General features: G+C 32.8%; 26 protein-coding genes and 1 pseudogene. 2 read left to right on the top strand and 25 right to left on the bottom strand.

The genetic code is table 11. From position 1 onward, the window contains the following. Positions 1-348: 348 nt before the first annotated feature. The 20 genes from RWM24_RS07985 to RWM24_RS08080 form a co-directional block, all read right to left on the bottom strand. On the bottom strand, positions 349-729 hold the full coding sequence (locus RWM24_RS07985) for a rhodanese-like domain-containing protein (protein ID WP_314113198.1): 381 nt from the start codon (positions 727-729) through the stop codon (positions 349-351). 18 nt (positions 730-747) lie between these two features. Beyond that, a complete protein-coding gene (locus tag RWM24_RS07990) occupies positions 748-1,716 on the bottom strand; it encodes an ROK family glucokinase (RefSeq protein WP_314113199.1) in 969 nt (322 codons plus the stop codon). A 60-nt stretch (positions 1,717-1,776) separates the two neighbouring features. Next, positions 1,777-2,475 (bottom strand): rhomboid family intramembrane serine protease, encoded by a 699-nt coding sequence (locus tag RWM24_RS07995; protein ID WP_314113200.1) that lies wholly within the window; start codon positions 2,473-2,475, stop codon positions 1,777-1,779. Next, positions 2,447-3,070, bottom strand: a complete 624-nt coding sequence (locus tag RWM24_RS08000; protein ID WP_314113202.1) for a 5-formyltetrahydrofolate cyclo-ligase — start codon at positions 3,068-3,070, stop codon at positions 2,447-2,449. Before RWM24_RS08000 ends, RWM24_RS07995 begins: the two co-directional genes overlap by 29 nt. 3 nt (positions 3,071-3,073) lie before the next feature. Beyond that, positions 3,074-4,528, bottom strand: coding sequence for a HAMP domain-containing sensor histidine kinase (locus RWM24_RS08005; protein ID WP_314113203.1), 1,455 nt, complete (start codon positions 4,526-4,528; stop codon positions 3,074-3,076). 21 nt (positions 4,529-4,549) lie between these two features. Beyond that, the gene (locus RWM24_RS08010) at positions 4,550-5,239 is read right to left on the bottom strand and encodes a response regulator transcription factor (protein WP_314113205.1); all 690 of its coding nucleotides are present in this window, start codon (positions 5,237-5,239) and stop codon (positions 4,550-4,552) included. Between the two features lie 224 nt (positions 5,240-5,463). After that, a complete protein-coding gene (gene recA / locus RWM24_RS08015) occupies positions 5,464-6,519 on the bottom strand; it encodes a recombinase RecA (RefSeq protein ID WP_314113206.1) in 1,056 nt (351 codons plus the stop codon). Between the two features lie 52 nt (positions 6,520-6,571). Next, complete coding sequence (locus RWM24_RS08020; protein WP_314113207.1) at positions 6,572-7,843, bottom strand: competence/damage-inducible protein A; 1,272 nt, start codon at positions 7,841-7,843, stop codon at positions 6,572-6,574. A 56-nt stretch (positions 7,844-7,899) separates the two neighbouring features. Continuing rightward, positions 7,900-8,487, bottom strand: coding sequence for a CDP-diacylglycerol--glycerol-3-phosphate 3-phosphatidyltransferase (gene pgsA / locus RWM24_RS08025; RefSeq protein WP_314113208.1), 588 nt, complete (start codon positions 8,485-8,487; stop codon positions 7,900-7,902). 9 nt (positions 8,488-8,496) lie between these two features. Next, positions 8,497-9,378 (bottom strand): helix-turn-helix domain-containing protein, encoded by an 882-nt coding sequence (locus RWM24_RS08030; protein WP_314113210.1) that lies wholly within the window; start codon positions 9,376-9,378, stop codon positions 8,497-8,499. A 66-nt stretch (positions 9,379-9,444) separates the two neighbouring features. Further along, positions 9,445-9,834: a hypothetical protein gene (locus RWM24_RS08035; RefSeq protein ID WP_314113212.1), complete on the bottom strand. Its 390-nt coding sequence runs from the start codon at positions 9,832-9,834 to the stop codon at positions 9,445-9,447. Continuing rightward, a complete protein-coding gene (locus tag RWM24_RS08040; RefSeq protein ID WP_314113214.1) occupies positions 9,831-10,385 on the bottom strand; it encodes a hypothetical protein in 555 nt (184 codons plus the stop codon). Before RWM24_RS08040 ends, RWM24_RS08035 begins: the two co-directional genes overlap by 4 nt. Further along, positions 10,339-10,764, bottom strand: coding sequence for a hypothetical protein (locus RWM24_RS08045; protein ID WP_314113215.1), 426 nt, complete (start codon positions 10,762-10,764; stop codon positions 10,339-10,341). Before RWM24_RS08045 ends, RWM24_RS08040 begins: the two co-directional genes overlap by 47 nt. Next, positions 10,742-11,188 (bottom strand): competence type IV pilus minor pilin ComGD, encoded by a 447-nt coding sequence (gene comGD, locus RWM24_RS08050; RefSeq protein ID WP_314113217.1) that lies wholly within the window; start codon positions 11,186-11,188, stop codon positions 10,742-10,744. The genes RWM24_RS08045 and comGD overlap by 23 nt, the downstream gene beginning before the upstream one ends. 26 nt (positions 11,189-11,214) lie before the next feature. Further along, positions 11,215-11,508 carry a competence type IV pilus major pilin ComGC gene (gene comGC, locus RWM24_RS08055; RefSeq protein WP_314113218.1) on the bottom strand — a complete coding sequence of 98 codons (294 nt, stop codon included), beginning with the start codon at positions 11,506-11,508 and terminating at the stop codon, positions 11,215-11,217. Between the two features lies 1 nt (position 11,509). Beyond that, complete coding sequence (gene comGB, locus RWM24_RS08060) at positions 11,510-12,550, bottom strand: competence type IV pilus assembly protein ComGB (protein WP_314113219.1); 1,041 nt, start codon at positions 12,548-12,550, stop codon at positions 11,510-11,512. After that, positions 12,528-13,586: a competence type IV pilus ATPase ComGA gene (comGA, locus tag RWM24_RS08065; protein ID WP_314113220.1), complete on the bottom strand. Its 1,059-nt coding sequence runs from the start codon at positions 13,584-13,586 to the stop codon at positions 12,528-12,530. The genes comGB and comGA overlap by 23 nt, the downstream gene beginning before the upstream one ends. Before the next feature lie 97 nt (positions 13,587-13,683). Next, a complete protein-coding gene (locus tag RWM24_RS08070) occupies positions 13,684-14,160 on the bottom strand; it encodes a VanZ family protein (protein WP_314113221.1) in 477 nt (158 codons plus the stop codon). Between the two features lie 125 nt (positions 14,161-14,285). Beyond that, positions 14,286-15,266, bottom strand: coding sequence for a rhodanese-related sulfurtransferase (locus RWM24_RS08075; protein ID WP_314113222.1), 981 nt, complete (start codon positions 15,264-15,266; stop codon positions 14,286-14,288). 119 nt (positions 15,267-15,385) lie between these two features. Then, positions 15,386-15,931, bottom strand: coding sequence for a GNAT family N-acetyltransferase (locus RWM24_RS08080; RefSeq protein WP_314113224.1), 546 nt, complete (start codon positions 15,929-15,931; stop codon positions 15,386-15,388). A 118-nt stretch (positions 15,932-16,049) separates the two neighbouring features. Here RWM24_RS08080 and RWM24_RS08085 point away from each other — a divergent pair, with 118 nt between their 5' ends. Further along, positions 16,050-16,769, top strand: coding sequence for a Type 1 glutamine amidotransferase-like domain-containing protein (locus RWM24_RS08085; protein ID WP_314113226.1), 720 nt, complete (start codon positions 16,050-16,052; stop codon positions 16,767-16,769). Positions 16,770-16,867: 98 nt separating this feature from the next. Here the strand turns inward: RWM24_RS08085 and rpsO are convergent, their stop codons facing one another. The 4 genes from rpsO to RWM24_RS08105 form a co-directional block, all read right to left on the bottom strand. Continuing rightward, a complete protein-coding gene (rpsO, locus tag RWM24_RS08090; protein ID WP_314113227.1) occupies positions 16,868-17,137 on the bottom strand; it encodes a 30S ribosomal protein S15 in 270 nt (89 codons plus the stop codon). Positions 17,138-17,278: 141 nt separating this feature from the next. Beyond that, entirely contained in the window at positions 17,279-18,733 is a 1,455-nt protein-coding gene (locus tag RWM24_RS08095; protein ID WP_314113229.1) for a polysaccharide deacetylase family protein, read from the bottom strand. Between the two features lie 26 nt (positions 18,734-18,759). Next, on the bottom strand, positions 18,760-19,188 hold the full coding sequence (locus tag RWM24_RS08100) for a Fur family transcriptional regulator (RefSeq protein ID WP_314078474.1): 429 nt from the start codon (positions 19,186-19,188) through the stop codon (positions 18,760-18,762). Between the two features lie 260 nt (positions 19,189-19,448). Further along, entirely contained in the window at positions 19,449-20,000 is a 552-nt protein-coding gene (locus RWM24_RS08105; protein WP_314113231.1) for a DJ-1 family glyoxalase III, read from the bottom strand. A gap of 152 nt (positions 20,001-20,152) precedes the next feature. Here RWM24_RS08105 and RWM24_RS08110 point away from each other — a divergent pair, with 152 nt between their 5' ends. Continuing rightward, positions 20,153-20,998 carry a DegV family protein gene (locus RWM24_RS08110; protein ID WP_314113232.1) on the top strand — a complete coding sequence of 282 codons (846 nt, stop codon included), beginning with the start codon at positions 20,153-20,155 and terminating at the stop codon, positions 20,996-20,998. A 56-nt stretch (positions 20,999-21,054) separates the two neighbouring features. Here RWM24_RS08110 and RWM24_RS08115 read toward each other — a convergent pair. Next, positions 21,055-21,150, bottom strand: a pseudogene (locus tag RWM24_RS08115) (peptidase M42); the annotation flags it as partial. Positions 21,151-21,230 lie beyond the last annotated feature (80 nt).

The following is a 21,230-nucleotide window of genomic DNA, read 5'->3' on the forward strand; positions in this document are numbered from 1 at the left end:
CCTGTACTAAACTAATTTTTTTCGGGACATTTTAACTTGCGCTTGACATTAGAAAAAACGATTTTTTTCAACAAAAAAAAGACTTTTCGAAGTAGCAATCAGTCATGAGATTCGCTTGGCGAAGCTGCTGCCGTCCCTTGCTACATCAGATAAAGTCTCCTTACTAACGGACACTCGTTAAACCACGTCAAATTAAAAAGACTTTTCGCTGTAGCATGAGTACTAGAAGCTACTCTATCTTCTAGTACAAGGAAAATTTGAGACCTTAGGCTCAAATTTTAGCTATGAGACACCTTTAGGTGGCTGCTAGCGTCCTTCTGCTACAACAGATAAAGTCTATTTTAATCTCTAGTATCCTTTTTTGACCTTCCCTTTCCAAGCGTCATATCCATTTTTCAAAATGAAAATATTAGAATAACCTTTACGTTTTAAACGATACGCTGCTCTTCCAGAAATTGTCATCCCTTGCTCATATAAATAAATCGGTTGATCCTTTCTCAATTCAAACATACGATCCTTAAATTGAGAATAAGGAATATTTCTAGCTCCTAAAATATGTCCTGCTCTAAATTCATCCTTTTCTCGTAAATCAATCAATTGAACATGACGCAAATCTTTACTAAATTCTTCAGAATTCAAAGTTTCAGCTGAACTACGACGCATCCAAAATAAAACTGCAATATAAGCAACATATACTGCTAAAATACTCCATACAATCCAAAATAACATAACATACTACCTCTCTTATTATGATTTTCCAATTAATACTAATGAAGCTGCTCCAATAACTCCAGCATCATTTCCTAACTCAGCTAACGCTAAAACAGTTGAATCTTTAATTGGTGGGAAAACATTTTTCTCGAATTCTTCACGAACACCTTTTAATAAAAATTCACCAGCAGCACTCACCCCACCACCAATAACAATTCTTGATGGATTTAAGATGTTCGCAATATGAGAACATGCTACTCCTAAATATTCTGAGAAGTGACGAATTACAATTAATGCTAATCTATCTTGCTCTTTAGCTAAATCAAAAACATCTTTAGCAGTGACTTGTTGTCCATCATCAATTCTTGCTTTTAACTCTGAATCTCCAGCATATTGTTCTGCATAACGACGAGTCAAATTCACAATACCTGTTGCACTTGCTACAGTTTCTAAACAACCTTTTTTACCACATGTACAAGCAATTGGGTCTTCAAAATCAACGGCAATATGACCTAGTTCTCCACCAGCACCACTAAATCCATGGATTAATTGGTTACCAGCAATCACTCCGCCACCAACACCAGTTCCTAGTGTTACAAAAACAACATCTGGTTCATTATTTCCTGCTCCAACCCATTTTTCTCCTAGAGCAGCTACATTCGCATCATTATCAATGTAAAAAGATAAACCTAATTCTGATTCAATTTGTTGTCTAATTGGTTGTAATGTTTTCCAATTTAAATTATAAGCACCAATAACAGTTCCATCTTGACGATTTACTACACCTGGAGAACCCATTCCAATTCCTAAAAAATCATCTTTTGTTAAGCCTAACAGCGTTAGTTTATGTTTAATCGATTGAATAATATCTGGAACAATATGGCTTCCTTCATCTAAAATATTTGTCGGAATAGACCATTTCTCTTGAATTTCACCATTTTGCGTTAAAATAGCAAATTTAATTGAAGTACCTCCTAAATCAATACCGATAATTTTTTTATTCATAATCTTCACCTCATAAAACGTATTCATGTTATTTATAGTATATCAGTTAATATATCGATTTCATAGTACTACTTTTTTCGTTCCAATGAAAAATAATACAATAAAAACAATAACATATAGAGCCATAAAAATAACCCTTTGATAAACTTTTGTATATCGATCACCACTAAATGAAAAAATAGAGGTTGCTAAATAACCACCAACTAATCCTCCAATATGTCCATATAAATCCACTCTACTTAATAAAAAACTTGAAGCTAAATTCATAATTAATAAAGCTTTATATTGCATACCTAATTCCTTAAAAAATCGAATATACCCATGTTTGGTAGATAAGTATAAGATAATGCCAAATAAGCCAAATAAAGATGTACTCGCACCTGCAGAAATGGACGGACTAAATGCAAAACTTGCAACATTTCCTATGATTCCACTTAATAAATAAATGATAAAAAATCTTCCTGAACCAATAATACTTTCAAGTTGATTTCCTAAAAAATATAAAAAGATACTATTCATTAAAATATGTTCCAAACCAATATGTAAAAATATCGGAGTCACAAACCGCCAATATTGATGTAAAAATACAATATAAGGATTATATTTTGCCCCATAATAAACTAAAACGGATGGATTGGTTGATCCTCCACTTACTGTCATTAATAGAAATAAAATAATTTGAAGTAATAAAAATCCATTCGTTACTGTTAAATTTTGAAGAATCATTCGCTTATATCTTTCTTTTTTCCAATAATTCATTTACGTGAATCACTCCTTCTGTTGTAATTAACCATTCTACGGGAATATCAAATTCCTCTGTATTCCAAAGTGCCGTTTCATATACTTGTTCCATATATGCTAAACTCACTGTATCATATTTCCCTTGAGATAAAAAACAATCATAATAGCCACCGCCAAATCCTAAACGTTCTCCTTTTTTAGAATAGGCAAGACCTGGAACAATGACTAAATCAATTTCCTCTTCATTCACCCAAATTGGATTGATTGGTTCTTCTACTCCAAACGGATTCTTCCTAAATTCAGTTTCAGAATTCCAATAAGCAAAATGCATTTGGCGATTCGAAAGTGTAACCGGAACAACAATCTGTTTTCCTTGACTTCTTGCTAATGTCACAATATTTTTAGTCGAAAATTCTATCTCCATAGATTTTGTTAATGCAATTATTTTTGCTTCTTTCCATTGCGGAATTTCAGAAAGATAACGAATCACTTGAGTTTCTTGTAACTTTCGAGATTCTTTTTTGAGATTCATTAATACAGTTTTTGCTATCTTTCTAATCTTTTGTTTATTACCTACTTCAGAATGAATTGCGCAATTTTTTTGTTTTTCCATGAATTAATCCTTTTTCTTTTTTGTTAAAGGTAATGTAATACGAAAAATTGAACCATGATTTAGTACAGTTGAAACAGAAATTTCACCATTATAGCTTTCCGTTAATTCTTTTGCAATCGATAATCCTAAACCATTACCGCCTCTTTCTCTAGAACGAGCTTTATCCACACGATAAAATCTTGAAAATACCTTTTTACGATCCTCTTCCGTCATCCCCATTCCAAAGTCTTGTACAGCAATTTCGACATGTTCCTCTCCTTTTGACAAGCTAATAATAATTTCCTTACGATCTAATGAGTACTTAACTGCATTATCCATTAAAATAATCACAACTTGCTCAAAGTGATTTAAATAAATTGGAACCCATAATTCTCGTTTCAAATCATCATCAAATACAAATGTGAAATCAGGATATAATACTTCAAAATTATGAACGACTTGTCTAACAACATCCGTTACATTAGTTGTTGCATCTTTATATTGTTCCCTTACTTGAGGAGCTCTAGATAAATCTAACATTTCTTGTACTAAAGTTTTCATTCTTCCTAATTCAAATAGGGAAGCTTGCAAGGATTCTTCTAGTACTTCCGGATCATCTTTTCCCCAACGATTTAATAGTTTTAAATGCCCTTCTACTATTGCAACAGGTGTTCTTAATTCATGGGAAACATCTTCTACGAAATGTTTTTGTTGTTCAATATAAAAACTAATTTTATCTAATAATTCATTAAAATGTTTTGATACAATTGTAAATTCATCATTTTTATTCGAAACACTTAAACGTTTAGTCGCAATATTCTCTTCACTAATCGATGAGATAATTTCTTGAATTTTTTTAATTGGTTTTGTCATTTGATTCGACAAGAAATATCCTAATGCGATAGAAAGAAACATAGATACAACAATCGCATAAATCGCCATTTGATTTAACTCTTGATTTAATTGCTGCGTATTTACTAAGCGATTTGTAATGGATAAATATCCTAATAACACTCTCGTCTTGTTTGATAAAATAGGAACTGATGATTGAACAATTTTTTTACCGTTTTTTAAAATTTTAATTTGTGTTTTCGCTTCTGTTCCAATAGCTTCTCCATCATTCCATGATTGTGTTTTAAAAATTTCCTTTCGATTCGTACCAAAGACTTGTACATTAAGCTGTTGATCATTTGTATAAAATTTCTTTTGATAGATCCCATCTTTATCTTTTTGATAACTATTATTTTGATTTAAAACAGCCAAAACATTAGCAGCTGTGATGGGCGATTCGTACTCTGATAATTTTTCATTTAATTGTTCACGATATTTTTCCGTTAGGGCTACTTCTTGACTTTGATAATGTTGTATTTCAAATCCTATAAATCCAACAATTACCATTGTTAATAGTAAAAAAATAGTGGTCGAAATAATCAACCACCATTTTTTTCCAACGGAAGTTTCTTCATGGTTTAATTTCATGATTTCCTCCATTTTGCCTGATTAACGACGCATTACATAACCTGTTCCTCGAACAGTTTGAATGTAACTTTCACGACCTGGAACGTCAATTTTATTTCTTAAATAACGAATATATACATCAATTACATTTGTTTCAACTTCCATTTTATATCCCCATACTTGGTTTAATAAAACTTCTCGAGATAATACAACATTAATATTTTCCATTAACATTAATAATAATTCATATTCTCGTTTGGTTAAATCTACTAATTCTCCATTGCGACGAACGGTACGGTTTTCTTTTTCAATCACTAAATCACGATATTCTAAAATTGTTTGTTTTTGCACACGTGCTTCTTCTTCGATACTTAGTCTTCTAAATAATGCACGAATTCTGGCTAAAATCTCTTCAATTTCAAAAGGCTTCACAACATAGTCATCTGCCCCTTGATCTAAACCAGTCACTCGGTCCATTACAGAATCCCTAGCTGTCATAATAATAATTGGAGTTTTCTTTACTTGACGAAGACGACGGACAACTTCTAATCCATTTAATTCTGGTAACATTAAATCTAATAAAATAACATCCCAATCTTCATCCGTTGCTGCCTGAAGTCCACTACGTCCATCAAAACAAATTTTCGTTTCATATCCTTCATGCTGTAATTCTAGTTCTACAAATCGTGCTAAATTTTTTTCGTCTTCAATAATTAAGATTCTTTGTTTCATTGACATGGATACACCTCACCCTAATACTTTTTAACATTCAAACTAATGATAACATATTCTTTCTTTTCATTATAGCCCTTCCATAAAAAAAACACCATCATAACGATTTTATTTGACTTTTTAACGGTTTTCTAATTGATAACTTTTAAAGGATACTGAAAAATTCATTGTTGCATTAAATAAAAAGGAGAATGAGCCAATTCAGTTCATTCTCCCTGCTATTATTATTCTTCATCTAATAAATTTGTTTGACCTAAATCTTCGACTTCTTGAGAAATGACTTCTCCACCAATATTATAGTGCGCACGAATTTTTTGTGTTAATACTTCAACGATTTCTGGATGTTCCGTCAAATATTTCTTCGCATTTTCACGGCCTTGTCCAATCTTTTCATCATTGTATGCATACCAAGCACCACTCTTCTTCACTAAATCTAAATCAGAAGCCATATCTAAAATTTCTCCAATTTGAGAAATTCCTTCTCCGTACATAATATCCACTTCAGCTGTTTTAAATGGTGGTGCAACTTTATTTTTCACTACTTTAATTTTAGTATGATTTCCTAAAATATCTGCACCATTTTTAATTTGATCACTACGACGAACATCTAAACGAATACTTGCATAGAATTTCAACGCACGACCACCAGGTGTTGTTTCTGGATTACCGAACATAATTCCAACTTTTTCACGTAATTGGTTAATAAAGATGGCAATTGTTTTCGTACGGTTAATGGTACCTGATAATTTACGTAGTGCTTGAGACATTAAACGAGCTTGAAGCCCCACATGAGATTGTCCCATATCTCCTTCAATTTCAGCACGTGGTACTAATGCAGCTACTGAGTCGACAATAACAATATCAACTGCACCTGAAGCTACTAATGCATCAGCAATTCCTAATCCTTGTTCACCAGTATCTGGTTGAGATAATAATAATTCTTCAATATTAACGCCCAACGCTCGTGCATATTCTGGATCTAAAGCATGTTCTGCATCTATGAATGCTGCTACTCCACCACGTTTTTGTACTTCTGCTACCGCATGTAAAGCAACAGTTGTTTTACCACTTGATTCAGGACCAAAAATTTCAATAATTCTTCCTTTAGGGTATCCACCTGCTCCTAATGCAATATCTAGTGCTAATGAACCTGAAGAAACAGTCTGAACTTGCGAATCAGCTTTTTCTCCTAATTTCATTACTGCACCTTTACCATAACTCTTTTCAATTTTTTTCAATGCATCATCTAATGCACGTTGACGATTTTCTTGATCTGCCATGTTAAACCTCCATGTCCTCTTAATTCATCCTTATCATACACTATACTCAATACTAAAAGCAAGAAAAACGAACATTTGTTCTGTTGTTTTTTATTAAATATTTTCTTAGCTCATTTAACCCGTATTGAACCGTATATTCTCGGTTTCCATTTCGATTTCTTGCTAGATGTAATTTAATTGTTTTTGTTTGACTGCCATCTGCTAATGAAACAAATACTGTTCCTACTTCTTTTCCTTCCATTGGTGATGGACCAGCAATTCCTGTAAATGAAATTCCTAAATCACTACCAAATATTGTCCGTACATTTTCTGCCATTGCTTCGGCACACTCAATACTAACCATTCCATATGTTTCTAGTATTTCTTTAGGAACTTGTAATTGATTTTTCTTTACAGATTCTTGATAAGCAACACAAGATCCTAATACATACTGTGAACTACCGTCTATAGAAACTAGTGTCGAAGCAAAGAGCCCACCTGTTAAACTTTCCGCTGAAGCAATACTTAATCCACTATTTTTTAATAATTCACTTGTAATGGATAACAAAGATTCATATTCTCCGTAGCCATAGAAGTACTCACTTTCAACAGCAAGTATTTTTTCTTCTAACTCATCTAATAACTGTTCACACTCTTCTTTTGTATCCCCATTTGCGGTTAATCGAAGAACGACTTCATACATTCCTGCATACGGAGCAATCGTTGGATTTGTTTGTTCTTCGATTAATTGCTCTAAATCGGTTACTAATCTAGATTCTCCGATTCCAAAGAAACGTAAATATCTTGAAACAAAATTTCCTTCATTTGAAACTTTTTCTTTTAAATATGGAATTGCCTCTTTTTCAAGCATCATTTTCAATTCACTTGGAGGACCCGGTAATACAATAAAAATAGTTGAATCTGTTTCTACTGCACCACCAATGGCTAATCCATTGTGATTTTTAAAAACTGTTTCTCCTTCAAAAGCTAATGCCTGCAGTCTATTATTTGGACTCATTTCACGATGAGTTTGTTCATGGTAGCGTAAGATTTTTTCCATCGCTTGTCTATCTTCCACTAATTCCTTTTGAACAAACTTCGCTAAAACTTGCTTTGTAATGTCATCTGTAGTTGGTCCTAATCCACCACACAATATAATTAAGTTACTTCGACTATTTGCAAGTTGAATACTTTCCAACATTCTTTCAGGATTATCTCCAACTGTTTGTTGGTAATATGTTGGAATGGATAATTTTGCTAATTCTCTAGCGATAGTAGCACTATTGGTGTTAATCACTTGTCCCATCAACAATTCTGTACCAACTGTAATAATTTCTGCTTTCATACCTTCTACCTCTCATTTATAAAAAATAAAGGCTGGGTTTTTCCCAGCCTCCACCATTAAACAGAAAATGAATCCGCAAATACATGTTTATTTTTTACAAAATAATCAACGCCTGAATAAATCGTTGCAACTAAACAAATATAAACTAAAATCGTTCCAATTGAGAACGGTAATCCTTTTACTGGAAAATCATCAATGAGTAAAAAGATAATCGCTAACATTTGTGTTGCTGTTTTAACTTTTCCAGGCCAAGCTGCTGCTAGTACTTCTCCATCATTTACTAATAATAAACGAAGCCCTGTTACAGCTAATTCTCTACAAACAATAATCGCTACAATCCACATCGGAATAACGTCAGCTCCTACTAATGTAATAAAGGCAGTCATTACTAATAATTTATCCGCCAGAGGATCTGCAAATTTTCCAAAATTTGTAATTAAATGATATTTTCTTGCTAAATAACCATCTAAAAAATCCGTAATACTAGCTATGGTAAAAATAATCATTGCTAACACCCAACTCACACTTAAAGTTGAATGAAAAACATTCACCATTCCTAAAATATCTTTTGGAAAACACATGATTAATAAGAACAATGGAATCATGACAATTCGAGCAATGGTTAATCGATTGGCAATATTCATGCTATCCCTCTATTCCACTGTAATATAAATAGCTGTAGCGCTAACTCCATCAGGAATTTCAATTTCTTGTCCTGCTAAAGTAATGGTACCAACTGGTGTATATCCAAAGTTTAAAACAATTGAATTTGTTCCTTCTGGAATTGATCCTACTAATTGTTGTCCAGTTGTTGGAGCTCCATCAGCTACTACTTTTTGATTTGCCGTAATTCTTGCCCACAATTGTGTTCTTGCACGGTTCGTTACTACTAAGTTTGCAGGAAATTCTGCTAATTTTGCTGTATAGTACAATGAGTTACCATTTGCATAGGAATAACGAATCGAAGTTTCCTTTGTTTCTTTTGTTGTAGTTGTTGATTGAGTTGTTTCCGCAACCGTTGTAGTTGCTGCTTGTTCGGCTGTTGTTGTATTTTGTGCAGTTACTGTAGTTGTCACTACAGCTGGTTTTGCTGTTGAACGAGTATTCGTTAATGATTGTACAATTGCAAAAACAATTGCTACAGCTAACATTCCAAGTAAAATTGTTGGAAGATAGTTTTTCCATTGTTCCCAAGCTTTATGAATAGAAGTTTGGGAATCACGAGTATTGGACAAACGACTACTAATAAATTTTTTATCTGATAATACAGATTCTGATTCTGGAATCCCTCCAACTTGTCTAGGAGTTTCTAAAGCAAATTCTTCCAATAAGCGAACGCCATCGACTCCTACTGTTTCTGCTACTTGTTTTATAAATGCACGAGTATAAAACTCTCCAGGCATTAAATCGAAATCATTTTCTTCGATTGCGATTAAATATTTTTTTTGAATTTTTGTAATTTGTTGTAAATCGTCTAAAGTATATCCTTTTGCCTGACGAGCACGTTTTAAGATTTCTCCAATTGTTTGTTCCATTTAACCACCAACTTTTTCATATTCTCATGAAAAGTATACCATAGATTTTATATGAAACAAACTCATTCACTGTGTTTTTTCGTTAACTTTCTTCTCATGAAATACAAGATAAACTTTTTCAGATCGAGTAAAACCATTTTTCAAATGAGCAGTTAAATCAAAAACTTTACTTTTTTCATCCCATTTAATGTCTACATTTCCATTTGAAAAATCTATTCTAGTCGGGAAACTCATCTCATTATCTGCTATTTCTAAATGACTTTCTAAGTTTTGAGAGGATAATTCTAACATTATTTTTAATTGATACGTCTCTTTCAATAAGCGATATTGATTCGCATTTGCTACTCGAATTTGATAAAACGCTACTGTCACTAAACTTGTAACAAATAATAAAGCTAAAAAAGGAACTACTAAGCTAGCTTTAAGCTTTTTACGATGAAAGATTTTTTCTATCATGGTAAGTCCTCCATTTTTTCCTTTTTATCCTTAGTTGAAGGTGATTCATTGTGTTGGATTACTTCTTTTTCAATAGAAATCACACGATTCCCAGGAATGAAATCAGTTTCGAATGCTTCATGATTACGTAAGATACCTTTTAAACGAACACCATTTTGTTCTCCATGAATTAGCATTTTTTCGTATCCGATTAATAGTGGATGATACCCTTTTCCCTTCCCTTCTCCTTTACTAATCCATAAAGTAGACTTTGATTGCTCCTGTTCTGATTTAGCTCTTATGACATAGGATTCTTCCTTTGTAGGACGTCCATCTTCAAATTTTGGTTCAAATACAATAGTTGGTCTAGCATACCCTTGTAAATGAGTATCCATTTGAGTTATCATCAAATGCCACTCGATATAATTCGGAACTTCTAATTGGCTTTGCACTTTCATTAATACTTGATAAACTCCACTAATTAATAGAATACTAACCGCAAAAATCGCTAATGCCATTAACTGTTCAATTAGAAGAAAGGCTGACTTTTGACGTAGATCCCATTCCTTCAATTTGAATCCCCTCCTCTTGATTACAATGAATTGAAATAGAAGTCGGTGCTGTTTTTGAAGTTGCTTTGTAGTACTGGATTTCATTCTTATCTTTATTAGTTTGAGAAGATTTTTTATCTTTTGAAGTACTCTCTATCTTCTTTCTTCCATTATCAGTCGTTGAAGGGTTCATTATTTCTGAAGCTGGAATTGGAGGTCTTCCCTCATGTAACTTCATTAATTGAGTCGAATACTCATTTAAAATACAGGCATTAGTCTTCTCTCTTTTCAAAGAATCCCCCAATATGAAGGATAATAATAATACAGTTAAAGTCGCAATCATTAATGCTAATATGGCTTCTACAAAAGCGTAAGCTTCAATTTTTCGAAACTTCAACATAATACCTACCTCCCCCTAATTGAAATGTAAACTGATAGGAATATTTTTTTCCATTAAATTTTATTTTTGGATACTCACCAAAAGTTGTTATATTTCCTGTTTCTCCTTTAAATCGAATTAAAGGAATATTAGTTGTTGAAATACTTTTTGGGATTTCTCTATCTACATTTAATGATTCATTTCCCGGGCAACTCAAATGATAATAATTTTTACTAGGAGTATTTATTTCTACTGTAGAACTATTCCCCGTTGCTTGCGCACTCGCCTGCACCAATTTTAAATCATTCTCAAACTGCTTTATAAACACTCTTTCTTGATACGTTTCTCCAAAATCCACTACAGCTGGAGGAACTAACCATAATAAAATAATGAGAATACTAAACGAAACGAGTAGTTCTACTAGTGTGAATGCATGGACCTTCATATAATCCCCTCACTTAATTATTTTCACTATTCTTTAGGGCTTTTTGATTCATTATAAGCTTTCAATTGTTCTGCAGTTATATAATGCTCTTGTTCTAACTTTTCTGCTGTTGGCTTTTCTGCTACATTTTTATCTAATTGGTACAATTCTTGCTGATTTTTAATTACTTTCACTATCGCAGCATCCGATTTCTTTTGCGCCTCTTCTCTTTGTTTAGCAATATTTGGAATAATGAGCAGCATCATCAACCCGATAATAAATAAACAAATAAGTAACTCAATTAATGTAAAAGCTTTTTTCTTCTTTAATAATTTTTTCATCTTAATTTCCTCCTATCATTGTTAATGTTGGTAACATTAAAATAATGTACATTGACATAATCATGAGCCCAATTCCAATAAATAGAATTGGCTGAACAAGCATAATTTTCTTCTCCAGTGTTCCTTTGAAATCTTCAAATGAATTTTTGGAAAATTGTCGTAATTTGATATCTAATTGATGCGTTAATTCTCCTTGGACAATTAATAAAATGAGTGGTTGTTGAAATAAATTTAGTTGTTCAATCGCACTTGAAAACGGAGTACCTTTTTGCATTTCACTTTCAATAAATTCTGCAATAGCTTTTGTTAAAGGACTCGTTCCCGCTTGTTTCATCTGTTCAATCATTTGTAACAAGGACTGCCCATTTCCTAAAAAATATGCAAATTCTCTCGCATATAAAAATGTGTAATATTGACGCACTAAACTTCCAACAATTGGCAACCGAGTTAAAAATCGGATACGATCCAGTAAGGTTTTATTTTTCCAAAATAAATACATAGCTCCCACTATGATTACGACAAACATACAAACTCCCAATACAATCCAAGGTAAATGTACAAATCCATGCCATATCAAATAAAGCATGACATGTCCTTGTAAACTCTCCACTTGAACCATTGATTGTAATTGCCCCAGTAATAAATAGCGAATCGCAGCTACCATACAAACTAGAAAAACGATTAAAATGCACGGATAAATTAATACTTGCCGTAATTTTTTAATTTGTTGATCCTTTTGTGTTAAATACTGTCCAATTGTCCGACAAGAAAGTGCAAAAGAACCTGTCGACATCGATAAATAAATTTGAGAACAAATGGAATCAGAATATCCAACAAGATGTAACACTTCATCAAATCTTTCCCCAACTAATAACTGTTCCATCATTTTTCCTATAATGGATTCTTGTTTTGGAAGGAGTAATTTACTAAATTCCAATGTTTCTTGTAATGTAAATCCCTCTTCTAGCAATTCACCTAATTGAGTTAAAAATAATGCTTGAGTTTTATTCGACCATTTCTTAAAAGATTTGGTAGGCTTCAAAACTTTTCTTTGAAATATATCCAAGTGCATAAGCTTTCCTCAACTTTCTATTAAATGGATGTTCCAATGGATTTAAAAACTGTTCTCCTTGAATCAACTGTTGCAATGAAGTGCCATATGCAATATCAAATAAAGTCGCTTTTTTCTTTGAAAGTGGAATATGATTACAATGAAAGCAACAATGACTCTGACATAGAGAACAATATCTCGGTACTAAACGTTGCGCCACAACAGCGACTAATGTTTGCCTTAATAAATCTTTTGTAACCCCTAATTCTTCTAATCTTGAAATGACTCCTTTACAGTCTTTAGCATGAACCGTTGCTAACATTAAATGTCCTGTTAAAGCACCCCGAATCACCATTTTCGCTGTCATTTCATCTCTAATTTCTCCTATCAACATAATATCCGGATGATGTCTTAAAGAACTTTTAATGAGTAGTTCATATGTAATCCCTGCTTTTTCATTAATTTCTGTTTGTAGAAACAGTGGTTCACTCATCTCTACCGGTTCTTCCATTGTAATAACTTGCAAATTCGTATCATGAACACGATTTCTTAATAAATGATACATGGTTGTTGTTTTGCCGGAGCTAACAGGTCCTGAAAATAATATTAACCCACTCTTGTAATGCAACATTCTTTGAAGAAGCTCAATATCTCTTGGAAAATAAGTCGATACCTCTCCTGTTTTTTGCTCCTCCATCGATAAATGCAATAAACGAATGACTACCGACGTTTGCATTTTAAAATTTGTAATGACAGATAACCTCAATTCAATACTTGTTCCATTCGTTAATTCATATTTCATTGCTCCACTTTGTGGTCTTCTTTTTTCCCCTACATCCATTCCTGATCGATACTTTACAAAGGTAATCCACCGATTAGCAGTATCCGAATCCACTGTTTTTAGTAAGGATAACTGTTCACCATCTCTTAAATAAAAACGGTACTCCTTTCCAAACGGTAATAAATGAATGTCATCAATGCGAAATTGGAGTGCAGCTAATAAAATTTCATTCGTAAGCTCCTCCATATCTCTCCCTCCTCTACAAAAAAATTGACTAGTCACTCTATATATACGCAAAAAAATCGAGAAAAAATTTTTTTCCTCGATTTTTTTTAATATTTTTTTATTTTTTTAAAAATCCTAATAAAGCTCCAAAAATTCCACCTAAACTATCTAATACCATATCTTGAATTAACGGTGTTCTTCCAGGTGTCATACCTTGATGAAACTCATCCGTTATCGCATATAATACAGTAATAAAAATCGCAATCATTAAACTCCATCCTGGATTTTTAAGATGAACTTTTAGTCCTCTTGTCCAATGATACCCAATAAAGTAATACACTAGGAAATGAGCTCCCTTCCGAATGAAAAATTCAAGAAATTGAGCATATCCTAAACTAGGAATACTAATAACTTTATCTGCATAAGTAAAATGAATTTTTGAAAGCACATCTGAAAATGGCTGAAATGGCAATAGTTGTTGTATTTTTGATACAAGTGATTGATCATGATACGGCATCGATGAACTATAAAATACAATTCCCATTAATAGAATGGCAATTAGAATTGATACCGTGCCTCTAGCTGTTCTTGTCATAGAACTCCTCCTATTTTCTAGAATAAATTCATTATTGGCTACCTCATACAAATTGTCAAGGGATTTTAGAAAAACAAAAACTCTTACTATAACTTAAGAGTTACAATAAGAGTTGTGATTTATAATTAAGCTTGAACTGGTAATTCTTCTCCAATCGCTGCTAAGCGTTCCATTACTTCTGCAGGAGTTAATCCTTTAGCAGCAACATAACGGTTTCTTGGGTGAACACGGCATTCATGACTGCATCCCCCGATATATTTTGCTTCATTTTCTTCTGAAGTTAAAATTTGACGGTTACATTCTGGATTTGCACAGTTTACATAACGCTCACATGGAGTTCCATCGAACCAATCTTTTCCGATTACAACTGGATTTACATGGTTGATATCTACTGCAATACGTTCATCGAAAACATACATTTTTCCATCCCATAATTCGCCTTGTACTTCTGGGTCTTTACCATAAGTCGCAATACCACCGTGTAATTGACCTACATCTTTATACCCTTCACGAACCATCCATCCTGAGAATTTCTCACAACGAACTCCACCTGTACAATATACAACTACTCGTTTGTCCATGAATTTTTCTTTATTATCACGAACCCATTGTGGTAATTCACGGAAGTTACGAATGTCTGGACGAATCGCTCCACGGAAATGACCTAAATCAAATTCATAATCATTTCGTGTATCTAAAACAACTGTATTTTCATCTAATAAAGCTTCTTTAAATTCTTTAGGAGATAAATAAGCTCCAGTTGTTTCTAAAGGATTGATATCATTATCGAAATCATTATCCTCTAATCCTAAATGAACAATTTCTTTTTTATAACGAACAAACATTTTTTTGAAAGCTTGTTCATCTTCTTCATCAATTTTGAACCATAAATCTTCCATTCCTGGTAAAGAATGAACGTAGTCCATATATTTTTGAGTTGTTTCATAATCTCCTGAAACAGTTCCATTAATTCCTTCATCAGCAACTAAAATACGTCCTTTTAGTCCGATTGATTTACAAAATTCCAAATGATCTGCAGCAAATTTTTCCGCATTTTCAATTGGAACATATTTATAGTACAATAGTACTCGAATTTTTTTTGACATAAACTACCTCCAAAGTAATTTCTTATTGAGTATTTATTATACCATCTGCACAAATCAATAGCAAAGAAACTGCTTCAGATATAGCGTTAAATAGTTTTTTCACAAACTTCACTTCTGATTCAAAAGCTCTCAGGCTCTTCAACTGGACTTTCATGCTTTCCAATCCATTTTTCCATCCAAACAATATGATACCAACGATCAAATTTATAACCGCAACGTTTAAACTCTCCAACTAATCGATAGCCCATATATTCATGATATTGTACACTATTATTGGTTAAATATTCATCTTCCACTTCTGGAGTCGCAATACAAGCATAGACATTTTGATATCCTAATTCTTGTAATGTAGTTTCCATTAATTGATATAATTTTTTTCCATATCCTTTTTTTTGTTGATTTTGTTTTAAATAAATACTAATTTCTGCTGACCAAGAAAAAGCTTTCCGACTCGCAAAAGGGCCTGAATAAGCATATCCTAGCACTTCTCCTTCTTCCTCGACTACATAATATGGATATTTCTCAAGAGTCGTTTGAATTCTTCTTTCGAATTCTTTAACACTTGGAACATCATATTCAAACGTAATTGCTGTTTTCTCTACATAATATCGATAAATTTCTACTAATGTTGCTGCATCTTCAATAGTTGCTACTCTAATTGTCATTCAAAATCCCTTTCATATTACCATTTCCATTTTTATCGTAGTATACCACAGCTTGGTTCTTGACAAAAATTTTTTTCTCTCTTAGGCTATGCTTATAGAACTTGAAAGGATGAATTTTATGAAATATTTTTTAACAAGTAGTGCAAGCATTCCTGAATCTTATAAAGTCAATGTCGCTAATGGTTTTGTGGATAATCTGAAAACTGCCCTTGGCAAATCAACCATTAAAACCTTATACATATCTTCTGACCCAGATGCATTTGAATTAACAGACGATTTTTCTTCATATACAAAATTAGGATTTGAAGAAATTGGACTACATTTTGATCCGTTCATTATTTTTGACCATCGTCAAACAGTAGATGTTCAAGAATATTTAAAAGAAGTAGATTTAATCATTTTATCAGGCGGTCATGTTCCTACACAAAATCAATTTTTCCAAGAAATTCAATTGGCTGAAAAAATTCAAGATTTTGAAGGTGTCGTTATTGGCATAAGTGCCGGAACGATGAATGCAGCAGAAACGGTTTATGCTCATCCAGAATTAGAAGGGGAAAGTATCGATCCAAACTATCAAAGATTTATACCAGGACTAAGACTAACAAATAAGCAAGTCATTCCTCATTATAATTTTTTAAAACATGAATATTTAGATGGAAAACATGTCCTTAAAGAAATCGCTACAGAAGATAGCGTGAATCAAGCATTTTACATTTTTCCAGATGGAACTTATATTTTTGGACATGATGGAATAGAAGAATTATATGGAGAAGCTTATCTCTTAAAAGATAAAACTTTCAAAAAAATTAATACAAATGATCAGATTATTTCCCTTTAATTTGACAGTAACATTTTAAGACGACTTCGGTCGTCTTTTTTGTCATAAAAAAACACCCCATCGAAACTCGATGGAGTGAGACTTGTTGAATCTTTTGATTAACGACGTAAACCTAAACGGTTGATTAACTCACGGTAACGTTGGATATCTTTGTTACGTAAGTAAGCTAATAAGTTACGACGGTGACCAACTTTTTTCAATAAACCACGGTTTGAGTGGTAGTCTTTTTTGTGTACACGAATATGTTCGTTTAAGTGATTGATTTCGTATGTAAGTACAGCAATTTGTACTTCTGGTGAACCAGTATCTCCTTCTTTAATCGCGTACTCTTTGATGATTGCGTTTTTTTGTTCTTTAGAAATAGCCATTTCTAAACACCTCTTTCTTATATTATTCCTTCTACTGAGTAAAACGTTGGTGAATCGTAAAACTCGGTACAAGGTCTGTGTTAAAACACACTAATAGATTAACGTAACTCTATCAAAAAATCAAGTAATTTGATAGGTTTATTATTGAACTTCTTTATGTGATTTTCTATCGAAGTATACATGGTTTGGTAACATTGCTTGTCCACCCATTAATTCTTCAATCGAACCAATCGCATATCCTTCCTGTTGTAAGAAGTCTAATAATCTTGGTAAAGCTTCAACTGTTTCTGGATGAATATCGTGCATTAAAATAATTGAACCATTATAAGTTCCTTCTCTTACTTCTTGAAGAATACTATTTACATTTCGACTCTTCCAATCTAAAGTATCTACAGACCAATTTAAAATCGCAATTCCTGCTTGCTCTGCAACCATACGGTCAAATCCACCATATGGAGGTCTTAAAGTAGTTGGACGAATTCCTCCAGTAGCATCTCCAATTAATTTTTGAGTATCTGCTACTTGTTGATGAACACCTTCAGGAGTTAATGTTGTTAATAATGGATGGCTATATGAGTGATTTCCTACTTGATGACCTTGTTCCACAATTTGTTTAATAATATCTTCATTACCCGGAACATGTTTTCCCATAATATAGAATGTTGCATGAACTCCATAACGTTTTAAAATATCTAAAACTTTCGGAGTCAACTCACTACTTGGACCATCATCAAAACTAATTGCCACACGTTTTTCACTTAATCGTTCTTCTAATTGATTTTTCCAATTTTCATAAGCTTCTTGTTGACTTTCAGGAATACGATCACTCTTTAAAATTGGAAATAGCTCTTGAAACGCAAAAGAAATTTGGCGTAAAGTTTCTCCATTACTTGTTTGAATAGGTTCTTTCAAATTGAATCTAAATCCATTTTGAATGATAGAGGCATCTAAATTCTTCCAATTTTCATACGCAAATTCTTTTAACAACTGTTCAGTTTGTTCCTCTGATAACGATTGTTCCTTAGCAACTTTCATTGCTTTTTTTACAAAATGATTCGTAACTTCTAAATCGTTAACAAATAACTCTCCAATAACAGCTGTCCCAGATTTTTCTTTTCCTTCTAATTGATGATCTAATTCATCATAAGCTACTTGTTCCAATCCTTTTTTCGTTTCCTGATAAACAGATTGATAATAGTAGACATCTTGAACTCCCGTTAAAACATGAGATTGATAAACTTTCAAATATACCCAAGTACGAATAGATTCATCTTTGTATTCTTCTTTTGCTTTTTCTAATAAAGTATCTAATTCCTTTTGAATAGGTTCAACGATTTTTTGGTCAACAGTAGGATATGACACCGTAAATACTGTATTCCCAATAGTTTGAGATTGAACTTCTACAGCTTCATTATATTGTTTAGCGTCTTCCTCTTCTACTTTCTTCATGATTTCTTGATTTCTTCTAATTAAGTGATTTTTTGCTAAAGTGCTAACTACAAACCACTCCCCTAATACTAATACTAAAATCATGATAGCTAACGCAATCATTTGAGGTGGTTCAAATCGTTTTATTCCCTTCAAATTTTTCTTCATAGTAACCTCGTCCTAATCTTCACTTTTTATAATTTTTTTTGACATTTTGGACAAACTCCAAAAACTTCCATTCGATGTCCTAGAACTTTATACCCTGTTAAACTTTCTGCAACTGATTCTACGTCTTCTAATAATGGGTAAAATAAATCCTCCACAATACCACATTCTTGACAAACAACATGATAGTGCTTCCCTATATTAAAATCATATCTACTAGCATCATCTCCATACGTTAATTCTAGTAAATATCCCTCATCCGTTAATTTATTTAAATTATTATAAACGGTTGCCATACTAATATTTGGATCCTTAGCTACAATGGCAGCATAAATATCTTCTGCAGTAGGATGATGTGCCTCTGCTAAATAATCTAAAATGGCTATTCTTTGAGTGGTCATTCTAACGCCATCTTCTCTTAGCCTCTCTTTTAATTGTTTCAATTCTTTTTCGTGCATAGAATCCCTTCTCTAATCTTTAATATTCGGATAATTTCTTCTATGATAACATCGTTCTGTAACATTGTAACATATTTGTAACATTAATACTAGCCTTAAACATTACTTAAAACTCCAATTACCATAGTCCATTTTATTATACTAACAACTTATCAAACAAGCAAATTAATAAAGAAAAATGGACAAGAATCTTAACCATTTTATTTAGATTCTTTTGTCCATTTTCATTTAATTGATATATAACTCTATTTTTTAATTTCTTATTTCAACAAACGATTATATCCCATCGCTTCTCTCAGTGGTGCGGAATCAATCCCTAATGCCTCAACGATAATATAAGAAAATTCAAATGCTGCTGCGGGACCTGAACCCGTAATCACTCGATCATCTTGATGTACAAAATCACCTGTATAAGTACCATCAGCAATTTGTTTTTCAAATCCAGGATAACAAGTGTAATGACGATTCTTTAACGCTCCAGAATTTTCAATGGCAATCGGTGCAGCACAATTAGCTGCAATCAATTTACCGGCATCATAATGAAGTTTGACGAATTCTTGGACCTCTTGATGATCTTTTAACAATTTTGCTCCTGGCATACCACCGGGTAAAATAACAATATCATATAATTCATTTTTCACAGCTAATAATTCTTTATCTGTAGAAATAGTTAAACCATGAGAACCCGTTGCCTCATTTCCCAATACTCCGACTATATCGACTTCTACTCCTGCACGACGTAAAATATCCATTGGCGCTATTGCCTCAATTTCTTCAAATCCTGTTGTCAATACAATGGCTGCTCTTTTCATTGGAACTCCTCCTTACTCTTCTTCCTTTCTATTGTAACGATTTTTATTTTTATTTTCAACAGTGGTAGCGTTTCAGTTATCCATTGACAATTCCCTTTTTTCTCAGTATATTGAACTCATTAATTGAAAATATAATCCCTAGGAGGAAACAAATGACTTGGAAAATTATTACAGATTCTGGTTGTGATATCAAACACTTAGAATCTCTACCTGAGCATTGTACTTACATTAATGTTCCTTTAACAATTCATGTAGGTGAGGAAGAATTTATTGATAATGAAGCATTAGAAATTGATCAAATGATGGTAAAAATGTATGCCTATGAAGGAAAAACTTCTTCATCTTGTCCAAGCCCTGAAAGCTATTTACAATCATTTAAAGGTGCCGATAACATTATTGTTGTAACCATTACTGGTACTTTATCTGGAAGTCATAATAGCGCACAACTAGCGAAAAAAATGTACTTAGAAGAACATCCCGAAGCAAACATTGAAATTATCGACAGCTTATCAGCAAGTGGAGAAATGGTATTACTCACACAAGCCATTGCAACCTTCATCAAAGAAGAACCTTCTTTTGAAGTAGTTGTTAAGAAAGCTCGTAATTATCATTCAAAAACTAAATTATTATTTGCTCTAGCTAGTGTAGATAATTTAGTGAAAAACGGTCGTCTTAGCAAATTGGTTGGACGTGTTGTTGGATTATTAAATATTCGTATGGTTGGACAAGCTAGTACAGAAGGAACATTAGAGTTACTCCACAAATCACGTGGACAAAAGCGTGCTGTTACTGCCATTTGGGATGAAATGAAGAAAAATCATTACCAAGGTGGACGTGTGGCGATTAGTCATTGCGATAATCCAGAAATTTGTGCCATGATTACGACAGCAATTCACTCTGAATTCCCTAATGCTGATGTTCAAGTTTATCCTACTAGTGGATTATGTAGCTACTATGCTGAACAAGGCGGTATTTTAATGGGGTATGAAACTCATTAATAAAACTCTATCATAAAAAATAAACGACTCCTATCGAACGATAAGAGTCGTTTTTATTATGCTAATTCACTTTTTAAATACGCATCTACTAATGCTTCTGTTGCTTGAATTGATTTAATATGAGTTCTTTCATAGGAATGACTTGATTCAACTCTCCTTTGTTCTATTTAAATTTTATGTGATACATTCACAGCAACATTCATCAATAACTTTCAATTACATAACCTCCATA

It is taken from the genome of uncultured Granulicatella sp. (genome assembly GCF_963516875.1).
GTDB lineage: Bacteria > Bacillota > Bacilli > Lactobacillales > Aerococcaceae > Granulicatella.